At 66.3% G+C, this 14,501-nt stretch carries 18 protein-coding genes; 4 read left to right on the top strand and 14 right to left on the bottom strand.

The genetic code is table 11. The features are described 5' to 3' along the window. The first annotated feature begins 81 nt into the window (after nucleotides 1–81). The 3 genes from AADZ90_RS04560 to rnhA are packed head-to-tail and all read left to right on the top strand — an operon-like array spanning nucleotide 82 to nucleotide 1,599. The gene (locus tag AADZ90_RS04560) at nucleotides 82–531 is read left to right on the top strand and encodes a DUF3429 domain-containing protein (protein ID WP_367308936.1); all 450 of its coding nucleotides are present in this window, start codon (nucleotides 82–84) and stop codon (nucleotides 529–531) included. Further along, nucleotides 528–1,118, top strand: a complete 591-nt coding sequence (locus AADZ90_RS04555; protein WP_367308937.1) for a class I SAM-dependent DNA methyltransferase — start codon at nucleotides 528–530, stop codon at nucleotides 1,116–1,118. The genes AADZ90_RS04560 and AADZ90_RS04555 overlap by 4 nt, the downstream gene beginning before the upstream one ends. Next, nucleotides 1,111–1,599 carry a ribonuclease HI gene (gene rnhA, locus AADZ90_RS04550; protein WP_367308938.1) on the top strand — a complete coding sequence of 163 codons (489 nt, stop codon included), beginning with the start codon at nucleotides 1,111–1,113 and terminating at the stop codon, nucleotides 1,597–1,599. Before AADZ90_RS04555 ends, rnhA begins: the two co-directional genes overlap by 8 nt. A 423-nt stretch (nucleotides 1,600–2,022) precedes the next feature. Here rnhA and fmt read toward each other — a convergent pair whose 3' ends face one another. The 4 genes from fmt to def (AADZ90_RS04530) form a co-directional block, all read right to left on the bottom strand. Further along, the gene (gene fmt / locus AADZ90_RS04545; protein WP_367308939.1) at nucleotides 2,023–2,922 is read right to left on the bottom strand and encodes a methionyl-tRNA formyltransferase; all 900 of its coding nucleotides are present in this window, start codon (nucleotides 2,920–2,922) and stop codon (nucleotides 2,023–2,025) included. 77 nt (nucleotides 2,923–2,999) lie between these two features. Beyond that, complete coding sequence (def, locus tag AADZ90_RS04540) at nucleotides 3,000–3,497, bottom strand: peptide deformylase (protein WP_367308940.1); 498 nt, start codon at nucleotides 3,495–3,497, stop codon at nucleotides 3,000–3,002. Beyond that, nucleotides 3,494–3,952, bottom strand: coding sequence for a peptide deformylase (gene def / locus AADZ90_RS04535; protein ID WP_367308941.1), 459 nt, complete (start codon nucleotides 3,950–3,952; stop codon nucleotides 3,494–3,496). The genes def (AADZ90_RS04540) and def (AADZ90_RS04535) overlap by 4 nt, the downstream gene beginning before the upstream one ends. Then, entirely contained in the window at nucleotides 3,949–4,470 is a 522-nt protein-coding gene (def, locus tag AADZ90_RS04530) for a peptide deformylase (protein WP_367308942.1), read from the bottom strand. Before def (AADZ90_RS04530) ends, def (AADZ90_RS04535) begins: the two co-directional genes overlap by 4 nt. Before the next feature lie 92 nt (nucleotides 4,471–4,562). Between def (AADZ90_RS04530) and AADZ90_RS04525 the strand changes: the two genes are divergently transcribed. Further along, entirely contained in the window at nucleotides 4,563–5,732 is a 1,170-nt protein-coding gene (locus AADZ90_RS04525) for a MalY/PatB family protein (RefSeq protein WP_367308943.1), read from the top strand. Nucleotides 5,733–5,736: 4 nt separating this feature from the next. Here AADZ90_RS04525 and AADZ90_RS04520 read toward each other — a convergent pair whose 3' ends face one another. The 10 genes from AADZ90_RS04520 to AADZ90_RS04475 all read right to left on the bottom strand — a co-directional run bounded on the left by AADZ90_RS04520 (nucleotide 5,737) and on the right by AADZ90_RS04475 (nucleotide 14,376). Next, a complete protein-coding gene (locus AADZ90_RS04520; protein ID WP_367308944.1) occupies nucleotides 5,737–6,750 on the bottom strand; it encodes an NAD-dependent epimerase/dehydratase family protein in 1,014 nt (337 codons plus the stop codon). A 78-nt stretch (nucleotides 6,751–6,828) separates the two neighbouring features. Beyond that, nucleotides 6,829–7,191 (bottom strand): GFA family protein, encoded by a 363-nt coding sequence (locus tag AADZ90_RS04515; RefSeq protein WP_490372062.1) that lies wholly within the window; start codon nucleotides 7,189–7,191, stop codon nucleotides 6,829–6,831. Between the two features lie 68 nt (nucleotides 7,192–7,259). Beyond that, a complete protein-coding gene (locus AADZ90_RS04510; RefSeq protein WP_367308946.1) occupies nucleotides 7,260–7,628 on the bottom strand; it encodes a hypothetical protein in 369 nt (122 codons plus the stop codon). Between the two features lie 58 nt (nucleotides 7,629–7,686). Then, on the bottom strand, nucleotides 7,687–8,454 hold the full coding sequence (cobM, locus tag AADZ90_RS04505) for a precorrin-4 C(11)-methyltransferase (protein ID WP_367308947.1): 768 nt from the start codon (nucleotides 8,452–8,454) through the stop codon (nucleotides 7,687–7,689). Between the two features lie 133 nt (nucleotides 8,455–8,587). Continuing rightward, entirely contained in the window at nucleotides 8,588–10,393 is a 1,806-nt protein-coding gene (gene cobJ, locus AADZ90_RS04500) for a precorrin-3B C(17)-methyltransferase (protein ID WP_367308948.1), read from the bottom strand. After that, a complete protein-coding gene (cobI, locus tag AADZ90_RS04495; protein WP_367308949.1) occupies nucleotides 10,384–11,085 on the bottom strand; it encodes a precorrin-2 C(20)-methyltransferase in 702 nt (233 codons plus the stop codon). The genes cobJ and cobI overlap by 10 nt, the downstream gene beginning before the upstream one ends. Nucleotides 11,086–11,158: 73 nt before the next feature. Then, a complete protein-coding gene (cbiE, locus tag AADZ90_RS04490) occupies nucleotides 11,159–12,361 on the bottom strand; it encodes a precorrin-6y C5,15-methyltransferase (decarboxylating) subunit CbiE (RefSeq protein WP_367308950.1) in 1,203 nt (400 codons plus the stop codon). Nucleotides 12,362–12,440: 79 nt separating this feature from the next. Further along, nucleotides 12,441–13,064: a precorrin-8X methylmutase gene (locus AADZ90_RS04485; protein ID WP_367308951.1), complete on the bottom strand. Its 624-nt coding sequence runs from the start codon at nucleotides 13,062–13,064 to the stop codon at nucleotides 12,441–12,443. A gap of 68 nt (nucleotides 13,065–13,132) precedes the next feature. Then, a complete protein-coding gene (locus AADZ90_RS04480) occupies nucleotides 13,133–14,200 on the bottom strand; it encodes a sirohydrochlorin chelatase (RefSeq protein WP_367308952.1) in 1,068 nt (355 codons plus the stop codon). Further along, nucleotides 14,197–14,376, bottom strand: a complete 180-nt coding sequence (locus tag AADZ90_RS04475; RefSeq protein WP_367308953.1) for a DUF6732 family protein — start codon at nucleotides 14,374–14,376, stop codon at nucleotides 14,197–14,199. The genes AADZ90_RS04480 and AADZ90_RS04475 overlap by 4 nt, the downstream gene beginning before the upstream one ends. Nucleotides 14,377–14,501 lie beyond the last annotated feature (125 nt).

Genomic DNA, 14,501 nt, shown 5'->3' with positions numbered 1-14,501 from the left:
TGCGCCCCCATCCGGCACTGACCGCCCGGGCCACCGGATGAGCCGCGACGTCACCTTCAACACCCCCGGCGACGCATTGTCATGAAGATCGTCCCCCGTTCCGCAATGCTGCTCGGCGCCGCCGGTCTTCTGCCGTTTCTCTGGGGCGTGCTGACCACCCTGTCACCCGAGATGGCAGAGTTCACGCGCACCACCGTCGGCCCGCGCTTCCTCGGCACCTATCTCATCATCTCCTACGGCACCGTCATCCTCGCCTTCATGTCGGGTGTCCTCTGGGGGTTCGCGACCAAGACCGAAGGGAAAGCGGCCGCTGCGGCCTACGCGCTGTCCACCCTCCCCGCCCTATGGGCCTTTTTCGTCTTCGGACCCGGCGCGCAGGTGGCGGCGCAAAACCTCATCATCGGCTATATCGGCCTTCTGATCCTCGACTGGGGCTTCCAGCGTCAGGGCCTCGCGCCGGACTGGTGGCTGTCGCTCCGCATTCCGCTAACGGCCGGCGTCATTGCCTGCCTGCTGGTGGCCGCGCTATGAGCCGCGACCGCGAAACCCTTGCCGTCTACGACGCGAAGGCCACCGAATACGCGGCGACCTTCGATGCCAAACCCTCAACAGCGCTTGCGAATTTCATCGCGGCGATGCCCAGGGACGCCCACGTCCTCGACCTCGGCTGCGGCCCCGGAACCTCCGCCCGCACAATGGCCGAGGCAGGTCTGACGGTCACCGCCACTGACGCCTCGCCCGAGATGGTCGCGCTGGCCTCCCGGGTCCCCGGCATCACGGTACGGGAGGAGGATTTCGATGCCCTGACCGGCACCGACCTCTACGACAGCGTCTGGGCCAGCTTCAGCCTTCTCCACGCCCCTCGCGCCGCCTTCCCGCGCCATCTCGCCGCCATCGCAACAGCGCTGAAACCGGGGGGCCGCCTGCATCTCGGCCTGAAGACCGGCACCGGCGAAGGCCGCGACGCGCTTGGCCGCTTCTACACCTACTATACCCCATCGGAGCTGCGGGATCTGCTGCAAGCCGCGGGCTTCACTCTTCTGGAAACCACCGAAGGCCGGGAACGCGGCCTCGCCGGATCAGTCGATCCCTACATCCTGATCGCCGCCCATGCCTGAGCTGTTCGCCTATACCGACGGGGCCTGCTCCGGCAATCCCGGCCCCGGCGGCTGGGGCGCGCTGCTCGTCGCGCGCAACGGTAACGATGTCTTAAGGGAACGTGAGCTAAACGGCGGCGAGCCTCAGACGACGAACAACCGGATGGAGCTTCTCGCCGCAATCCACGCGCTCGAGGCGCTCGGGAAACCCTCGACGATCACGGTCGTCACCGACAGCGCCTATGTGAAGGGCGGCATCACCGAGTGGATCGAGGGCTGGAAGCGCCGCGGCTGGAAGACATCGACGAAAAAGCCGGTCAAGAACGAAGATCTCTGGCGCCGCCTCGACGACGCGCAGGCGCGTCACGACGTAACTTGGGAATGGGTCAAGGGCCATGCCGGCCACCCGGAAAACGAACGCGCCGACGCGCTGGCCCGCGCCGGCATGGCGCCGTTCAAGCCGAAGCCCAAGAAGGTCAAAGGCGCTCCGTCCAAAACGTGAGATCCCCCACCCAGACCGGCTCCACTCTCTCTATCGGGGTTCGAAGACACACTGCACCAACTCTCTGCCTTCCATTAAGGTTAACGCCCGTTAACCTTAATGCCTCCGACCGCCAGCAAAGCCTCGGACAGCTATGATATCTGCCTCAGGGAACAATCCTTCTCGCCCCCCCGGCATGGCCTCAACCCCATAGAAGCAAATTCCGAAACGCACCCCGCAAGACCTGCCCAGCCTCTCCTCGGGCACCGGCATTGGAGCCAAACACTCTGCCTCTTAGAGAGCGCCTTCTCCTCTTTGCCTTCCAAATATCCCCGCCGGAGGCACCCCCGATCTCAGCCAAAGCCTCCGCAGAAACAGAGGACCGTCCGTAAAAACCAAGGCCTACAGCACCCACACACCCGCAACATGCGATCCAACCCGCGGTCACCCCAGCGTCGCGGGCATCTCGACCCCCCGCAGGATCTCCCCCGCGCTCATCGCCGCTTTCCCGGCCCGCTGCGCTCGTGTGATTTCCACCGCGCCGTCCCCGCAAGCCACCGTAAACCCGTGCAAAACCTCTCCCTGTGCCCCAGCGCCGTCGACAACACGTGCCCCCAACAGCTTCACCCGCTCCTCCCCCGCCAGGCACCAGGCCCCAGGAAACGGCGCAAGCCCCCGGATCAGCCGCGACACCTCCTCCGCAGGCCGTGTCCAATCCACCCGCGCCTCCGTCTTGTCGATCTTCGCGGCATAGGTCACGCCCTCCTCGGGCTGCGCCACCGGCTCCAGTTCCCCCAACGCCGCCAAGGCCTCCACGATCGCCTCCGCCCCCAGCACCGACAGCCGGTCATGAAGCTCCCCGGCCGTCTCCTCGGCCCCGATCGCGATGCGCTTCTCCAGAAGCACCGGCCCGGTATCCAGCCCCGCCTCCATCTGCATGATCCCCACGCCCGTCTCGGCATCGCCCGCCATGATCGCCCGCTGGATCGGCGCCGCCCCCCGCCACCGCGGCAAGAGCGACGCATGGATGTTCAGACACCCGAACCGCGGCGCCTCCAGCACCGCCACCGGCAGGATCAGCCCATAGGCCACGACCACGCCCACATCCGCCCCCAAAGCTGCAAACGCCGCCTGCGCCTCCGCGTTCTTCAAGGATACCGGATGCCGCACCTCCAGCCCCAGCGCCTCCGCTCGCGCCTTTACCGGTGACGGTCGCGCCTTCTTCCCCCGCCCCGCCGGGCGCGGCGGCTGGGTATAGACGCAGACCACATCATGCCCGGCGCCCACGATCGCCTCGAGCGCCGCCACCGAAAACTCCGGCGTCCCCATGAACACGACCTTCATCCGCTCTCCTTTCCGATGTCTTCGGCAGAAGACATCGCCCCGCCCGCAGGGCGCCCCCGCCTTCGTCAGATTTTTAGCTAAAAATCTGCCCCCTTCGCCGCCTTCTTCAACAGCCGCTCCCGCTTCAGCCGGCTCAGGCGGTGAAAGTACATCCGCCCCTCCAGATGGTCGATCTGATGCTGCACCGAACGCGCCCACATCCCGTCGAACGACCGTTCGACCGGGACCCCCGTCTCATCCAGATACCGCACCACGCAAGAGGCCGGCCGCGTCACTTCCGCCCCGACACCCGGCAGATTGGGCGACCCCTCGTAGATCGCCACGCTCTCCTCGCTCACCGACACCAACTCCGGATTGGCCATCCGGACCGCCTGCGCCCGCGCCTCCGACGCGTCCACCACCGCCAGCCGCAACATCACACCCAACTGAGGTGCCGCCAAGCCGATCCCCGGCATCGCCTCCATCGCCGCGATCATCTCGTCCCAGACCGCCCGCACCTCGTCATCGACCAAAGCCACCGGCGCGGCCGCCATCCGCAACCGCTTGTCAGGCCAACGCAAAAAGGGCCGCGTCACACTTCCGCGCCGTGATCCGAGATCAGCCGCCCGTTCAGATGGTCCAATTCATGGCAGGCGATCACCGCCTCCTGCCCGACCAGACGCTCTGTGGTCACGACGCCCTTGCGGGAGGTCCAGCGCATATCGACCCAGACCGGCCGGTGCACCCGGTAAACCTTACCGGGGATCGACAGGCACGCCTCCTCGCCGATATTCCGCATCGGTGCGGCCTCTACGATCTCGGGGTTGACCAGCACCATCGGCGCGGCCTCTCCATCCTTCCAGCGCGCATCCATCACGAAAACCCGCCGGTCGTCGCCCACCTGCGGCGCAGCCAGCCCGCGTCCTTGGGCCTCATACATCGTCTCGAAGAGATCCTCGACGAAGGCCTGGAACTCCTCACCGAACTGATCCACCGCCTTGCAGGTCACACGCAGCGCGTCGTCCGGTTCAACAACGATCTTCCGGATCATGCCCGCGCCTGTTCCCGCTTCAGCTTCTGCATCTTCCGGGTGATCATCTGGCGCCGCAAAGGCTTGAGGTAATCGATGAAAAGCTTCCCGTCCAAATGGTCGATCTCGTGCTGCACGCAGGTCGCCCAAAGTCCGTCGAACCGCTCGGACGCCTCGGTCCCGTCCAGCGTCATCCAGGTCACCTCGACCTCCGCCGGACGCTCCACTTCGGCATATTGCTCGGGGATCGAGAGGCAGCCTTCCTCGTAGACATTCGTCTCGTCCGACGTCCAGCGCACCACCGGATTGATCAGCACCATCGGCCGGGGCGGCTGATCCTCTTCCTTGATGCAATCCATCACCAGAAGCCGCGACAGCACGCCAACCTGCGGCGCCGCCAGCCCGATCCCCGGCGCGTCATACATCGTCTCGAGCATGTCTTCGGCCAGCCGCTTCACCTCGTCCGAGATGACGCCAACGGGTTTGGCCTCGGTCTTCAGCCGCGGGTCGGGGTGGATCAGGATCGGTCGCTTCGCCATGGCCCTCATTTAGGACAGCCCGCGCACCATCGCAATCGGCCCTTGCCCCCGCGCGCCGCCCAATTAGGGTCGCCCAGAAAGGAGAGCCCCACATGTCCTTCGACAAGATCATCGACCGCCGCGGCACCCATTGCGTGAAATGGGACATGATGGAGCAGATCTACGGCGTCCCCAAGGACGAGGGTATTGCCATGTGGGTCGCCGACATGGATTTCCGCCCCCCGGCCTGCGTGCAGGAGGCTGTGCAGGCCATGGTCGATCACGGCATCTACGGCTATTTCGGCGACGACTCCAAGTATCGCGAGGCGATCCGCTGGTGGATGGAAACCCGCCATAGCTGGCAGATCGACCCGGCGCACATCTTCACCACCCACGGCCTCGTCAACGGCACCGCCATGTGCCTCGACGCGTTCACCGAAGAAGGCGACGGCATCGTCCTCTTCACCCCCGTCTACCACGCCTTCGCCAAAGTCATCCGCGCCGCGAACCGTCAGGTCGTCGAATGCGAACTTGCCCGCGACGGCGACCGCTACGTCATGGATTTCGACGCCTACGATGCCCAGATGACCGGGCGCGAGACGATGCTCATCCTCTGCTCCCCCCACAATCCCGGCGGCCGCGTCTGGACCCGGGACGAGCTTGAGGGCGTCGCCGCCTTCGCCAAGCGCCACGACCTGATCATCGTCTCGGACGAGATCCACCACGACCTCGTCTTCGCGGGCCACAGCCACATTCCGATGGCGCATGTCGACGGCATCGCCGACCGGCTGGTGATGATGACCGCCGTCACCAAGACCTTCAACATCGCAGGCAGCCACGTCGGCAACGTCATCATCGCCGATCCCGCCATGCGCGAGCGCTTCGCCACCCGCATGGCCGCGCTCGGCATGTCGCCCAACAGCTTCGGCCTCTTCATGGCGACCGCCGCCTACTCGGCAAGCGGTGCAGCCTGGGTCGACGACCTCATCCCCTATCTCGAGGCCAACCGCCGCCTCTTCGACGACGCCGTCAACGCCATCCCTGGCCTGCACTCCATGCCGCTCGAATCCACCTACCTCGCCTGGGTGGATTTCTCCGGCACGGGCATGGAGATGGCCGAGTTCACCCGCCGCGTCGAACAGGACGCCAAGATCGCCGTCAACCACGGCCCCACCTTCGGCAAGGGCGGCGAAAGCTTCCTTCGCTTCAACATCGCCACCCCCCGCGCGGTGGTAGAGGATGCCGTCGGGCGGCTGAATACGGCGTTCTCGGACCTGCAATAGGGCGCTAAGCGCCAATCGGCTCCGCTCCGGGTAAGGCCAAAGCCTCGTCATCCAGCGCATAGTCGAAATGATCCCGCGGATATTTCGCCAATTGCGGCAAGGCCTCCTCCCAGTCCTGAGGGTTCACCTCGCCCGCGAGCCACGCGATCGCAGCGGGAACACTCTCGGCATAGCTCTTCAAATCCGGCACCGATGACGCGCACACCAAAGGCCGCTCCGTCGACCAGGGTGTCGCGCCATATCTCGGCGGAAACGGCGCATCCGGCAGCCCGACCAGTTCTGCTTCCTGCCCCATCACACGCATGATCGTCCGTCCGATCTCGGCAGCATCAGGCGCATCCGCATCCGTCACGTTCCAGATACGGTGCTCCTCGACGCCCAGAGCGTGGACCAGCGCCTCCGCAATCGCCCGGGTCGAGGTCGTCTGAAACCGGCTCCGCCCCCCATAAGCCAAGGGGATCCGCGCCCGCCCGTCCAGCAGCCGCTTCACGAACCACCATTCCCGCGCATGCTTGCTATAAGGCCCGTGGATCGCACAAGGCCGCAGGATCGTCACCGGCACCTCCGCCCGCTCCAACAACCGCCGCTCCAACGCCACCTTCCGCGTCGAGTACGTCTCCGGCCCGGGCGCCACGGTCGGGTGATCCTCTGGGATCGGTACCGGAAACTCCGGAAATCCAAACTCCGGCGCCTCGTCCAGTGTCCGGCCTTCTGCATCCGCATAGACGCTCGCGCTTGAAACAACGGCAATCCGGCCGACCGAGCCACCCAGCTGCAAAAGCTGATCCGCATGACCCTCGTCAAAGGCCACGCAGTCCAAGATCAGCTCCACCCCGTCCGAAACCAAGTCATTCAGCGCATCGGGATCTTCCCGATCAACCAAAACATGAGTCCAGACGTCCGCTCCTGCAGGCGGTGTCCTACTTGCCAGCACGACATCCCACCCCTCACCAGAGAAACGATCCGCCGCCGCCAGCCCGATCTGACCCGTCCCGCCAAGGATGATGATGCGTGGCATATCTCACCCCCCTGGGACAGACTGGATCACATCCATCCGCCCGCAAAAAGCGGCAAATCCCGGGCCAGGGTCAGAACCCTAATCAAGAAACCGCCAGCTGTCCGCGCCGTCAAAGTGGCGAACCGGAAGGCCCGAAACCGCCTCCGGCTCTGCCAGCCGCGTATTGATGGCCACCCGCCGCGACGGCTCCGTCCCCAGGCTCAGCCAATGGGTCGTGCAACCACAGGTCCTGCAAGTATGCAGCTCCAACGTGGCATCGCCCTGAACATACCGCAACGTGGCATCCTGCGCTGCGTCAATCGTGAGATGCTGCGCTTCCGAATGCACCCATTGCGCGCCGATCCGGCGGCAGAGCGAGCAATTACACTCCGTCATCCATTCCGGATCGTCGTGGAGCGTAAACCGCACAGCGCCGCAGTGGCATGTCCCTTCGATCGTCAAAGCAGACCAACCTCTCAAGCCAGGCTGGTAGCGCCTCTACCGAAGCCGGGGCAGAAAGCCCCAGGCGCTCAGGTCAGCAGTGCCACCGGCGCGTGATCCGGCATCTCGAAATCCCGCGGCGCTGTCGCATCGGCACGGACATGCAGCTTGAACTCGAATTGCCGCTCCCCCGCCTCATCCTGGGAGGCGACGATCAGGCATTGCGCGATATGTCGTGACCCGTCGAACAGATCCACGAAGCCGCGCAAGATAGGGGCATCGTCCGCGTCCAGGGCAAAGCCCGTCTCCCAAATCCGCAACACCGGATAGGTCTTGCCACCCGCCGTCAGCCGCAGCCGCGATTTACGCCGGGCAGCCGCCGCCCGCGCCGCTTCCAAACCTTCCCGAACTTCTCTCGACAGATAGGTAGACATCGCCTTTACCCCCACGTCACTCATGCACGCTCAACCTAACCCACGTCAACCGGTCAGGATCCGTGATCAAGGTCACAGAAAGTCAAACTTTTCGTTTAGGCCGCAGCACATGGGGCCGGTCGGGATCATAAAGCGCGGAGTCGCGAAAATCCCCCGCCTCCCCCATCGCTGGCCCCACGAGGATCAGCGCCGTCCGGGTGATTTTCGCCGCGCGCACCTTCTCGCGAATGTCCGACAGCGTTCCCCGCAGATAGATCGCATCCGGCCAGCTCGCCCGGTAGGCCACCACCACCGGACATTCCGCACCATAATGCGGAATCAGCACCCGCTCGATTTCACGCAAGGCCCGGATCCCCAGGTGAATCGCCAAAGTCGCCCCCGTCCGGGCGAAGTTTTCCAGGCTTTCCCCCTCCGGCATCGCGGTCGATTTCATCGCCATCCGCGTCAGCACGATGGATTGCGCGACCTCGGGGATCGTCAATTCCTGCCCCAGCGCCGCCGCCGCCGCCGCATAGGCCGGCACCCCCGGCACGATCTCGTAAGGGATCCCGTCCCGCCGCAAAAGCCGGATCTGCTCGGCAATCGCGCCGTAAAGCGACGGATCCCCCGAATGCACCCGCGCGACGTCCTCCCCCCGGTCCCGCGCGGCAAGGATCTCGACATGGGTCTCCTCCAGCGTCATCGGCGCCGTGTCCCGCACAAGCGCGCCCTCCGGCGCCCCGGCCACAACTTCGGACGGCACCAAAGACCCGGCATAAAGGCAGACCGGACAGGCCGCGATGATCCGCGCCGCCTTCAGCGTCAGCAATTCCGGATCCCCCGGTCCCGCCCCGATGAAATAGACCTTCACCTCACCTCCTCATCTTGCCCCAAATACTCAAATCCAAATTCTCTCAACCCGCACGACGCCGCCCGTCTCGCCGTCAAGGCACCACCGGGCGCCAATCCAGAAAGAGGCGCGGGCGCAAGCCCGCTCAATTTGGTCACACCTCGCCAAACGCCTTCCTTGCATAGCCCCGCGGCGTCACCATCCGCGGCCCTTCCCCAAGCTCAACCAACCGCGACTGCGACGAGCCGACGATCACCACCGTCAGCATATCCACCTCATCCACCTCAAGCTCATCAAGCCGCCGGAACCGCACCTCCTCCTCCGGCCTCCCCAGAGAGCTTGCGAGCAAAACGGGTGTCTCCGCCGGCCGATGTCTCAACAACACCTCCCGCGCCTCCGCCAGAAGCGTCCGCCGCCGCTTGGAGACCGGGTTATAGAAGGCGATCACGAAGTCCCCCTCCGCCGCGGCCTTGATCCGCCGTTCGATATCCTCCCGCGGCGTCAGCAGATCGCTCAGCGAGATCGCGCAGAAGTCATGCCCCAACGGCGCCCCCGCCCGTGCTGCCGCGGCCTGCAGCGCCGAAACCCCCGGGGCGCACATGACCTCGACCCGACGCGCCGCGTCGCTCACGCCCTTCTCGTCACGATCGAGCAACTCGAAAACCAACGCCCCCATCGCGTAAATCCCCGCATCGCCCGAACAGATCAGCGCCACATCGCGCCCCTCGCCCGCCCGTTCCAATGCATAACGGCACCGCTCCTCCTCCCCGCCCAGGGGAAAATCCGCCCGCGCCTTCCCCGCCGCCAAAGGGCCGAGAAGATCGATATAGAGCCCATAGCCCACCAACTCCTCCGCCTCCGCGATCAGCCGCGACGCCTCCGGCGTCCGCCACTCCGCCTGCCCGGGTCCGATCCCCACGACCGACAGCCGCCCCCGGGGCCGCCCCCGCAACTCCGTCAACGGCTCAGGCGCCAGAGCCACCGCGCAAGTCGCATTCGTCGTCTTCCGCTTCACCACATGCAATCCGGCCTCCGGTCCGCCCTGCGCCAGCGCCGCCCCTTCCGCGACGCCGTGACAGCCCACCTCGGCAAAAACCACATCGGATGGCATCGCCAGCCGGTCCGCCTCCGCCTCAAGCTCGTCCGCTGTGAACAGCTGCAGCTGCACGCCCAGCTCTGCCGCCAAGTCAATCACCGCCGGCTCATCCGCCTTTAGATCGATGGTCGAAACCGACGCTACCGCCGCAGGCGCCAAACCGGCCGAGGCCAGCGTTTCGGCCACCAGCCCCGACAGCTCCTCCGGCGGACAGTTCCGCGCGCATCCAACTCCGAGCGCCAGCCGCTGCGGCACGAACACCAGATGATCCCGCCCGGTCTCCTCGGGCACCATCGTGCAGCTGATTCGAACCGCCTCGCCCTCCGGCAAACCCGAGAGCCACTCGGCTGCCTCGGCCGCCTCTCCGTCTATCCGCGCTCCCCCGCCTGCCAAAAGCGTGGCCATCACGCTTTTCGCCGCCTCCGGATTGACCAATCGCCACCCGACCGGCGGCTCATCCAGTGACACTCCCAGCGCCACATCCCCCGCCGTCGTCACCGCCGCCGTGCCGCCCAGAGCCTCGGCAATCCGCCGCGCCAGCCGGTTCGCCCCCCGATGCCCGCCGAGCAAAGGCACGACCACCGACCCGTCATCCGAGACCGATATGACCGGCGGCTCTCGCCGCTTGTCCGCCAGCATAGGTGCGACCGCCCGGATCAGGATCCCGCTCGCGCAAACGCCAATCACAGGCACGCCAGCAGCAAAAAGGCTTCGCACATGAACCAACGCATCCGGAAAAAACGCATCCGCTTGCGCCACGCGGCTCTTTCGCCCATGCACCGCAGCGCCAAGAGCCGCCGCCACACGATGCGCGACCTGCTCTCCCGACGCCGACAGCGCCACGACAACCGGCGTCACAGCCATGGATCCCGCGCTCCCGGAACGATGATCATCGAGAAATAGGGGGCCTCTTCCGGTGCCTCGGCAAGCGGCAAAACTCTCTCTTCTGCAAGGGTCGCCCGCTCCACGTAAACGGCTCCAGCCTCCCGGCCCGCCTCGGACACCGCTGCGCGGATCTTCTCCAAATGCCGGCCCACCTTCATCAGAACGACCGTCTCGCCACCCGCCAACCGGGCCGCCAAACTCTCGCGCGCCAATGTCCCCGGCACGATGCTCACACCACCCGTCCGGGCAGCCAAAGGCAGCCCAGCCACAGCCGCACAAGCCGTCATCGACGTCACTCCCGGAACAACCTCCACCGCGAACCGCTCGGACAGCCGCGCAAAGAGATACATGAACGAACCGTAGAAGAACGGATCCCCCTCACACAAACAGACGACATCGACGCCGCCTTCAAGCACCGTCGAGATCTCCTCCGCCCCGCGATCATAAGCCGTCTGCGCAGGCTCCCGCGCCGTCGTCATTGGGATATCCATAACGATCTCCCGCGCGCCTCCCGGGATCAGCGCCGCCGCGATCGACCGGGCAAAGCTCTCGGCCCCCGCAAGCGAGGGATAGGCCACCACCCGCGCCGCAGAGATCAACCGCGACGCCCGCACCGTCATCAGCTCCGGATCCCCAGGCCCCAGACCGACCCCGTAAAGCGTCCCGCTCACCGCTTCGCCTCCTGAAGCCAACCCGATCCGTCATCTGGCCCCAAATACTCAAATACCCCACGTGCCACTGACCTCATCGCTTCACCAGGCTCCACTGCACGACAGGCATCGCGGGCCGCCAGCCGCGATAGCGCCCGACCGGCTCGACCCGGTCCACACCGATCCGCACCAGATCGCCACCATGCTCCGCCTGCAGCGCGATCAGCGCCGCCTCGCTTTCCAGCGTCACCGCATTCGCCACGAGCCGCCCGAGCGGCCGCAAGGCCTTCCAGGCAGCTGCGAAGACCTCCGCGCTCAGCCCGCCGCCAATGAAGATCGCATCCGGCGGCTCCAGCCCCTCCAGCGCCGCAGGCGCCTCCCCTTCAACGATCGCCAATTTCGGCGCACCCAAGGCCAGAGCATTCGCCGCCGCCATCGCCCGCCGGTCCGCCCGCGGCTCGATCGCCGTGGCGCGGGCAAAGCGGGCCGCCCGCATCCACTCGATCGCGACCGACCCCGATCCCGTCCCGATGTCCCACAGATGCGCCCCCCGCATCGGCATCAGCTTGGCGAGCGTGGCCGCACGCACCTCGCGCTTGGTCATCGTCCCGTCATGGTGAAAGAGGTCATCCGCCAGCCCCGGCACCCGCGGCACCAGTGCCGCATCCGGCGCCGCCACGCAGTCCACAGCGAGCGTGTTGAACTCCGGCACCGCATGGTCCCAGGCCCTCGCAATCCCATCGAACCGTGCCTCATCCTTACCGCCCATAGCGGCGAGGACAGACATCCGGCTTTCGCCAAACCCACGTTGAGTGAGAAAGGCGGCGATCTTGCCGGGCGTCTCGGCCCCCGTCGTGAGGACTAGAAGCCGCGCATCGGGCTGGATGAAAGCGATCATCTGCTCGACGGGCCGCCCGTGAACCGTCAGCGTCTCCACATCGGCGAGGCTCCAGCCCATCCGCGCGGCAGCGAGCTGAAACGCCGACAGCTGTGGATGGTAGACGATTTCTGAAGGCGAGATGGCCCGCCCGATCCGCGCGCCGACGGAGTACCAGAGCGGATCCCCTGTCGCCAGAACCACGACCCGCCGCCCCTTGAACGATAGAAGCGTGTCGATCATCGCGTCGAAGGGCGACGGCCAGGCCACCCGCTCGGCGGATACCGCCTCGCTGAGCACGTGATGCCGGTCACCGCCGACAATGACCTCCGCCCCCTCGACGACTGCGCGCGTCGCCGGGGCGAGCCCGGCCATCCCGTCCTCCCCGATCCCAACGATATGCAACCAAGGCCCCGTCACCAGCCCCTCGGCGCTCCCTCACGGGCGCGTCTCACGCAACCAAGCGATGACCGCCCGCAAGGGAGGGAAGAGCGCACCGTCATAACCCCGCCGCCAATGCATTGACAGCAGCGGACGCCATCGCCGACCCGCCGCGACGGCCCCGAAGCGCCACGAAGTCACACCCCCGCGGATTGCCCGCAAGTTCCGCCTTGCTCTCGGCAGCCCCGACAAATCCGACCGGAAAGCCCAGGATCACAGCAGGCTTCGCCCAGCCCGCATCCAATCCTTCCAGCAACCGGAAAAGTGCCGTCGGCGCGTTTCCGATCGCGACGACGGCGCCGCCGATCCGCTCTTCCCACAGCTCGACCGCCGCCGCCGACCGGGTCGTCCCGATCGCGTTCGCCCGCGGTATGACACCCTCCTCGTTCAGCGTGACAATCACTTCGTTCTCCGCTGGCAGAAACCGGCGGATCACCCCCGCCGCCACCATCTCGCAATCACAAAGCACCGGCGCTCCTGAAGCCAAAGCCGCCCGCCCCGCCTCCGCAGCGCCGGGCGAGAAGGCCAGCCGGTCCGCAACCTCGACCATCCCGCAGGCATGGATCACACGCACCGCCACCTCCTGCATCGCCTCCGGAAACCGGTCGAGCCGGGCTTCCCGCCGGACGGTGGCAAAGCTTTCCGCATAGATCGCGGCGGGATCCTTGAGATACGGACGCATCGCTCAGGCCACATCGGAGGACATGATACCTTCGGTCCGCGCCAAGAATACTTTTGGCCAGATGAAGATCACCCCTTCCGCCTCCGCACGCTTTCCGGCCCATGAGGATGGTCGGCCTGCGGATAGGGGGCGTGATGATGGTGGTGATGATCGTGCCCGTCACCATGATGGTGGTGATGATCCCCGGCCTCAAGCCGGCAGAGCCCGGTGCAGAACGTGTCGCAAAGATCGCAATCGGCCACGTTCGACCCCGGCGCACTCGCGCCCTGCCCTTCCACGTGGTGGTGGTGGCTTTCCTGCACCGCCCCAACCTCGGCCTCGAACCCCAGAACCTGGGTGCGGTACTTGCACATCGCGCAATTGGGCGGCGGGATCTCACCCACCTGTTCGGTCGCGCGCTCCGCGAAGGTCTCCAGCACCTTCGGATGATCGCCCAGATAGCCCGCCTTGACGAACCGGATCTCCGGATGACGCGCCGCGACCTCGTCGGTGAAGCCATAGATCCGGTCGATCAGGATCCCTGAAAACAGGAAGTAGGGGAAAACGACGATCCGCCGGTAGCCCAGCTTTGCCGCATGCTCGAGACACGGCTCGACCAGCGGGAAGGTGACACCCGAATAGCCCGTCTCGACCCAGCCGAAGCCCATCCCCTCGGCCAGCATCCGGGCGATTTTCGCGACGTTGCCATTGGCGTCCGGATCGCTCGCCCCGCGCCCGATCACCACGAGGCAGGTCTCGTGCAGCGGCACCGCCTCTTCGGCATCCGCCGCCACCACGGCCTCCCGGATCCGGTCGCCCGCCGCGGCGATCATCTTCGGATCGACGCCCAGCTCCCGTCCGTAATGCACATCGATCCCATGTGTCGCCGCATAGGTCGACAGAACCGTCGGGATGTCGTTCTTCGCATGCATCGCCGCGAACAGCATCCCCGGCACCGCCAGGATCCGCGCGCATCCCGCCTCCCGCAACCGGTCGAGCCCGTCGCGCAGCACCGGGTTGGCAAATTCCAGATAGCCGTACTCGGTCAGCCAATCCTCCGGCAGCATCGGCGGCAGCTTCTCGGCCAATGTGGCGAATTCATCCACCGCGGACTGGCTGCGCGAGCCATGGCCGCACAGAAGAACGCCGGTCTTCATGCGGGCGCCTCCTCGGCCTCTTCGGTTTCCGCCTCCTCGGGCTCAGGCTCCTTCCGCCCCTTCAGCGCGCCCCAGATCACGGCCGCGATCGCGGCCCCGATGGCCGCTCCGGCGACCCAATGATCGTGTCCGGCAACCTCTCCGATATGGCCAAGATGGGCGGGTAGAACGGTCATGGGCAGCACTCCGGTTGTCAGGCGCAGCGGAACCGGAGCGCGGGCTCACCCCGCGCTTCAACGATGCGCGCGCCTCGCCCCCTGTTTGGGTCGGCCCGGCCCGCGCCCCCTTTCCGGCCCTTCTG

The organism is Aestuariibius violaceus (assembly GCF_040779325.2).
GTDB lineage: Bacteria > Pseudomonadota > Alphaproteobacteria > Rhodobacterales > Rhodobacteraceae > Aestuariibius > Aestuariibius violaceus.
This window is presented reverse-complemented; position numbering and strand designations above follow the sequence as displayed.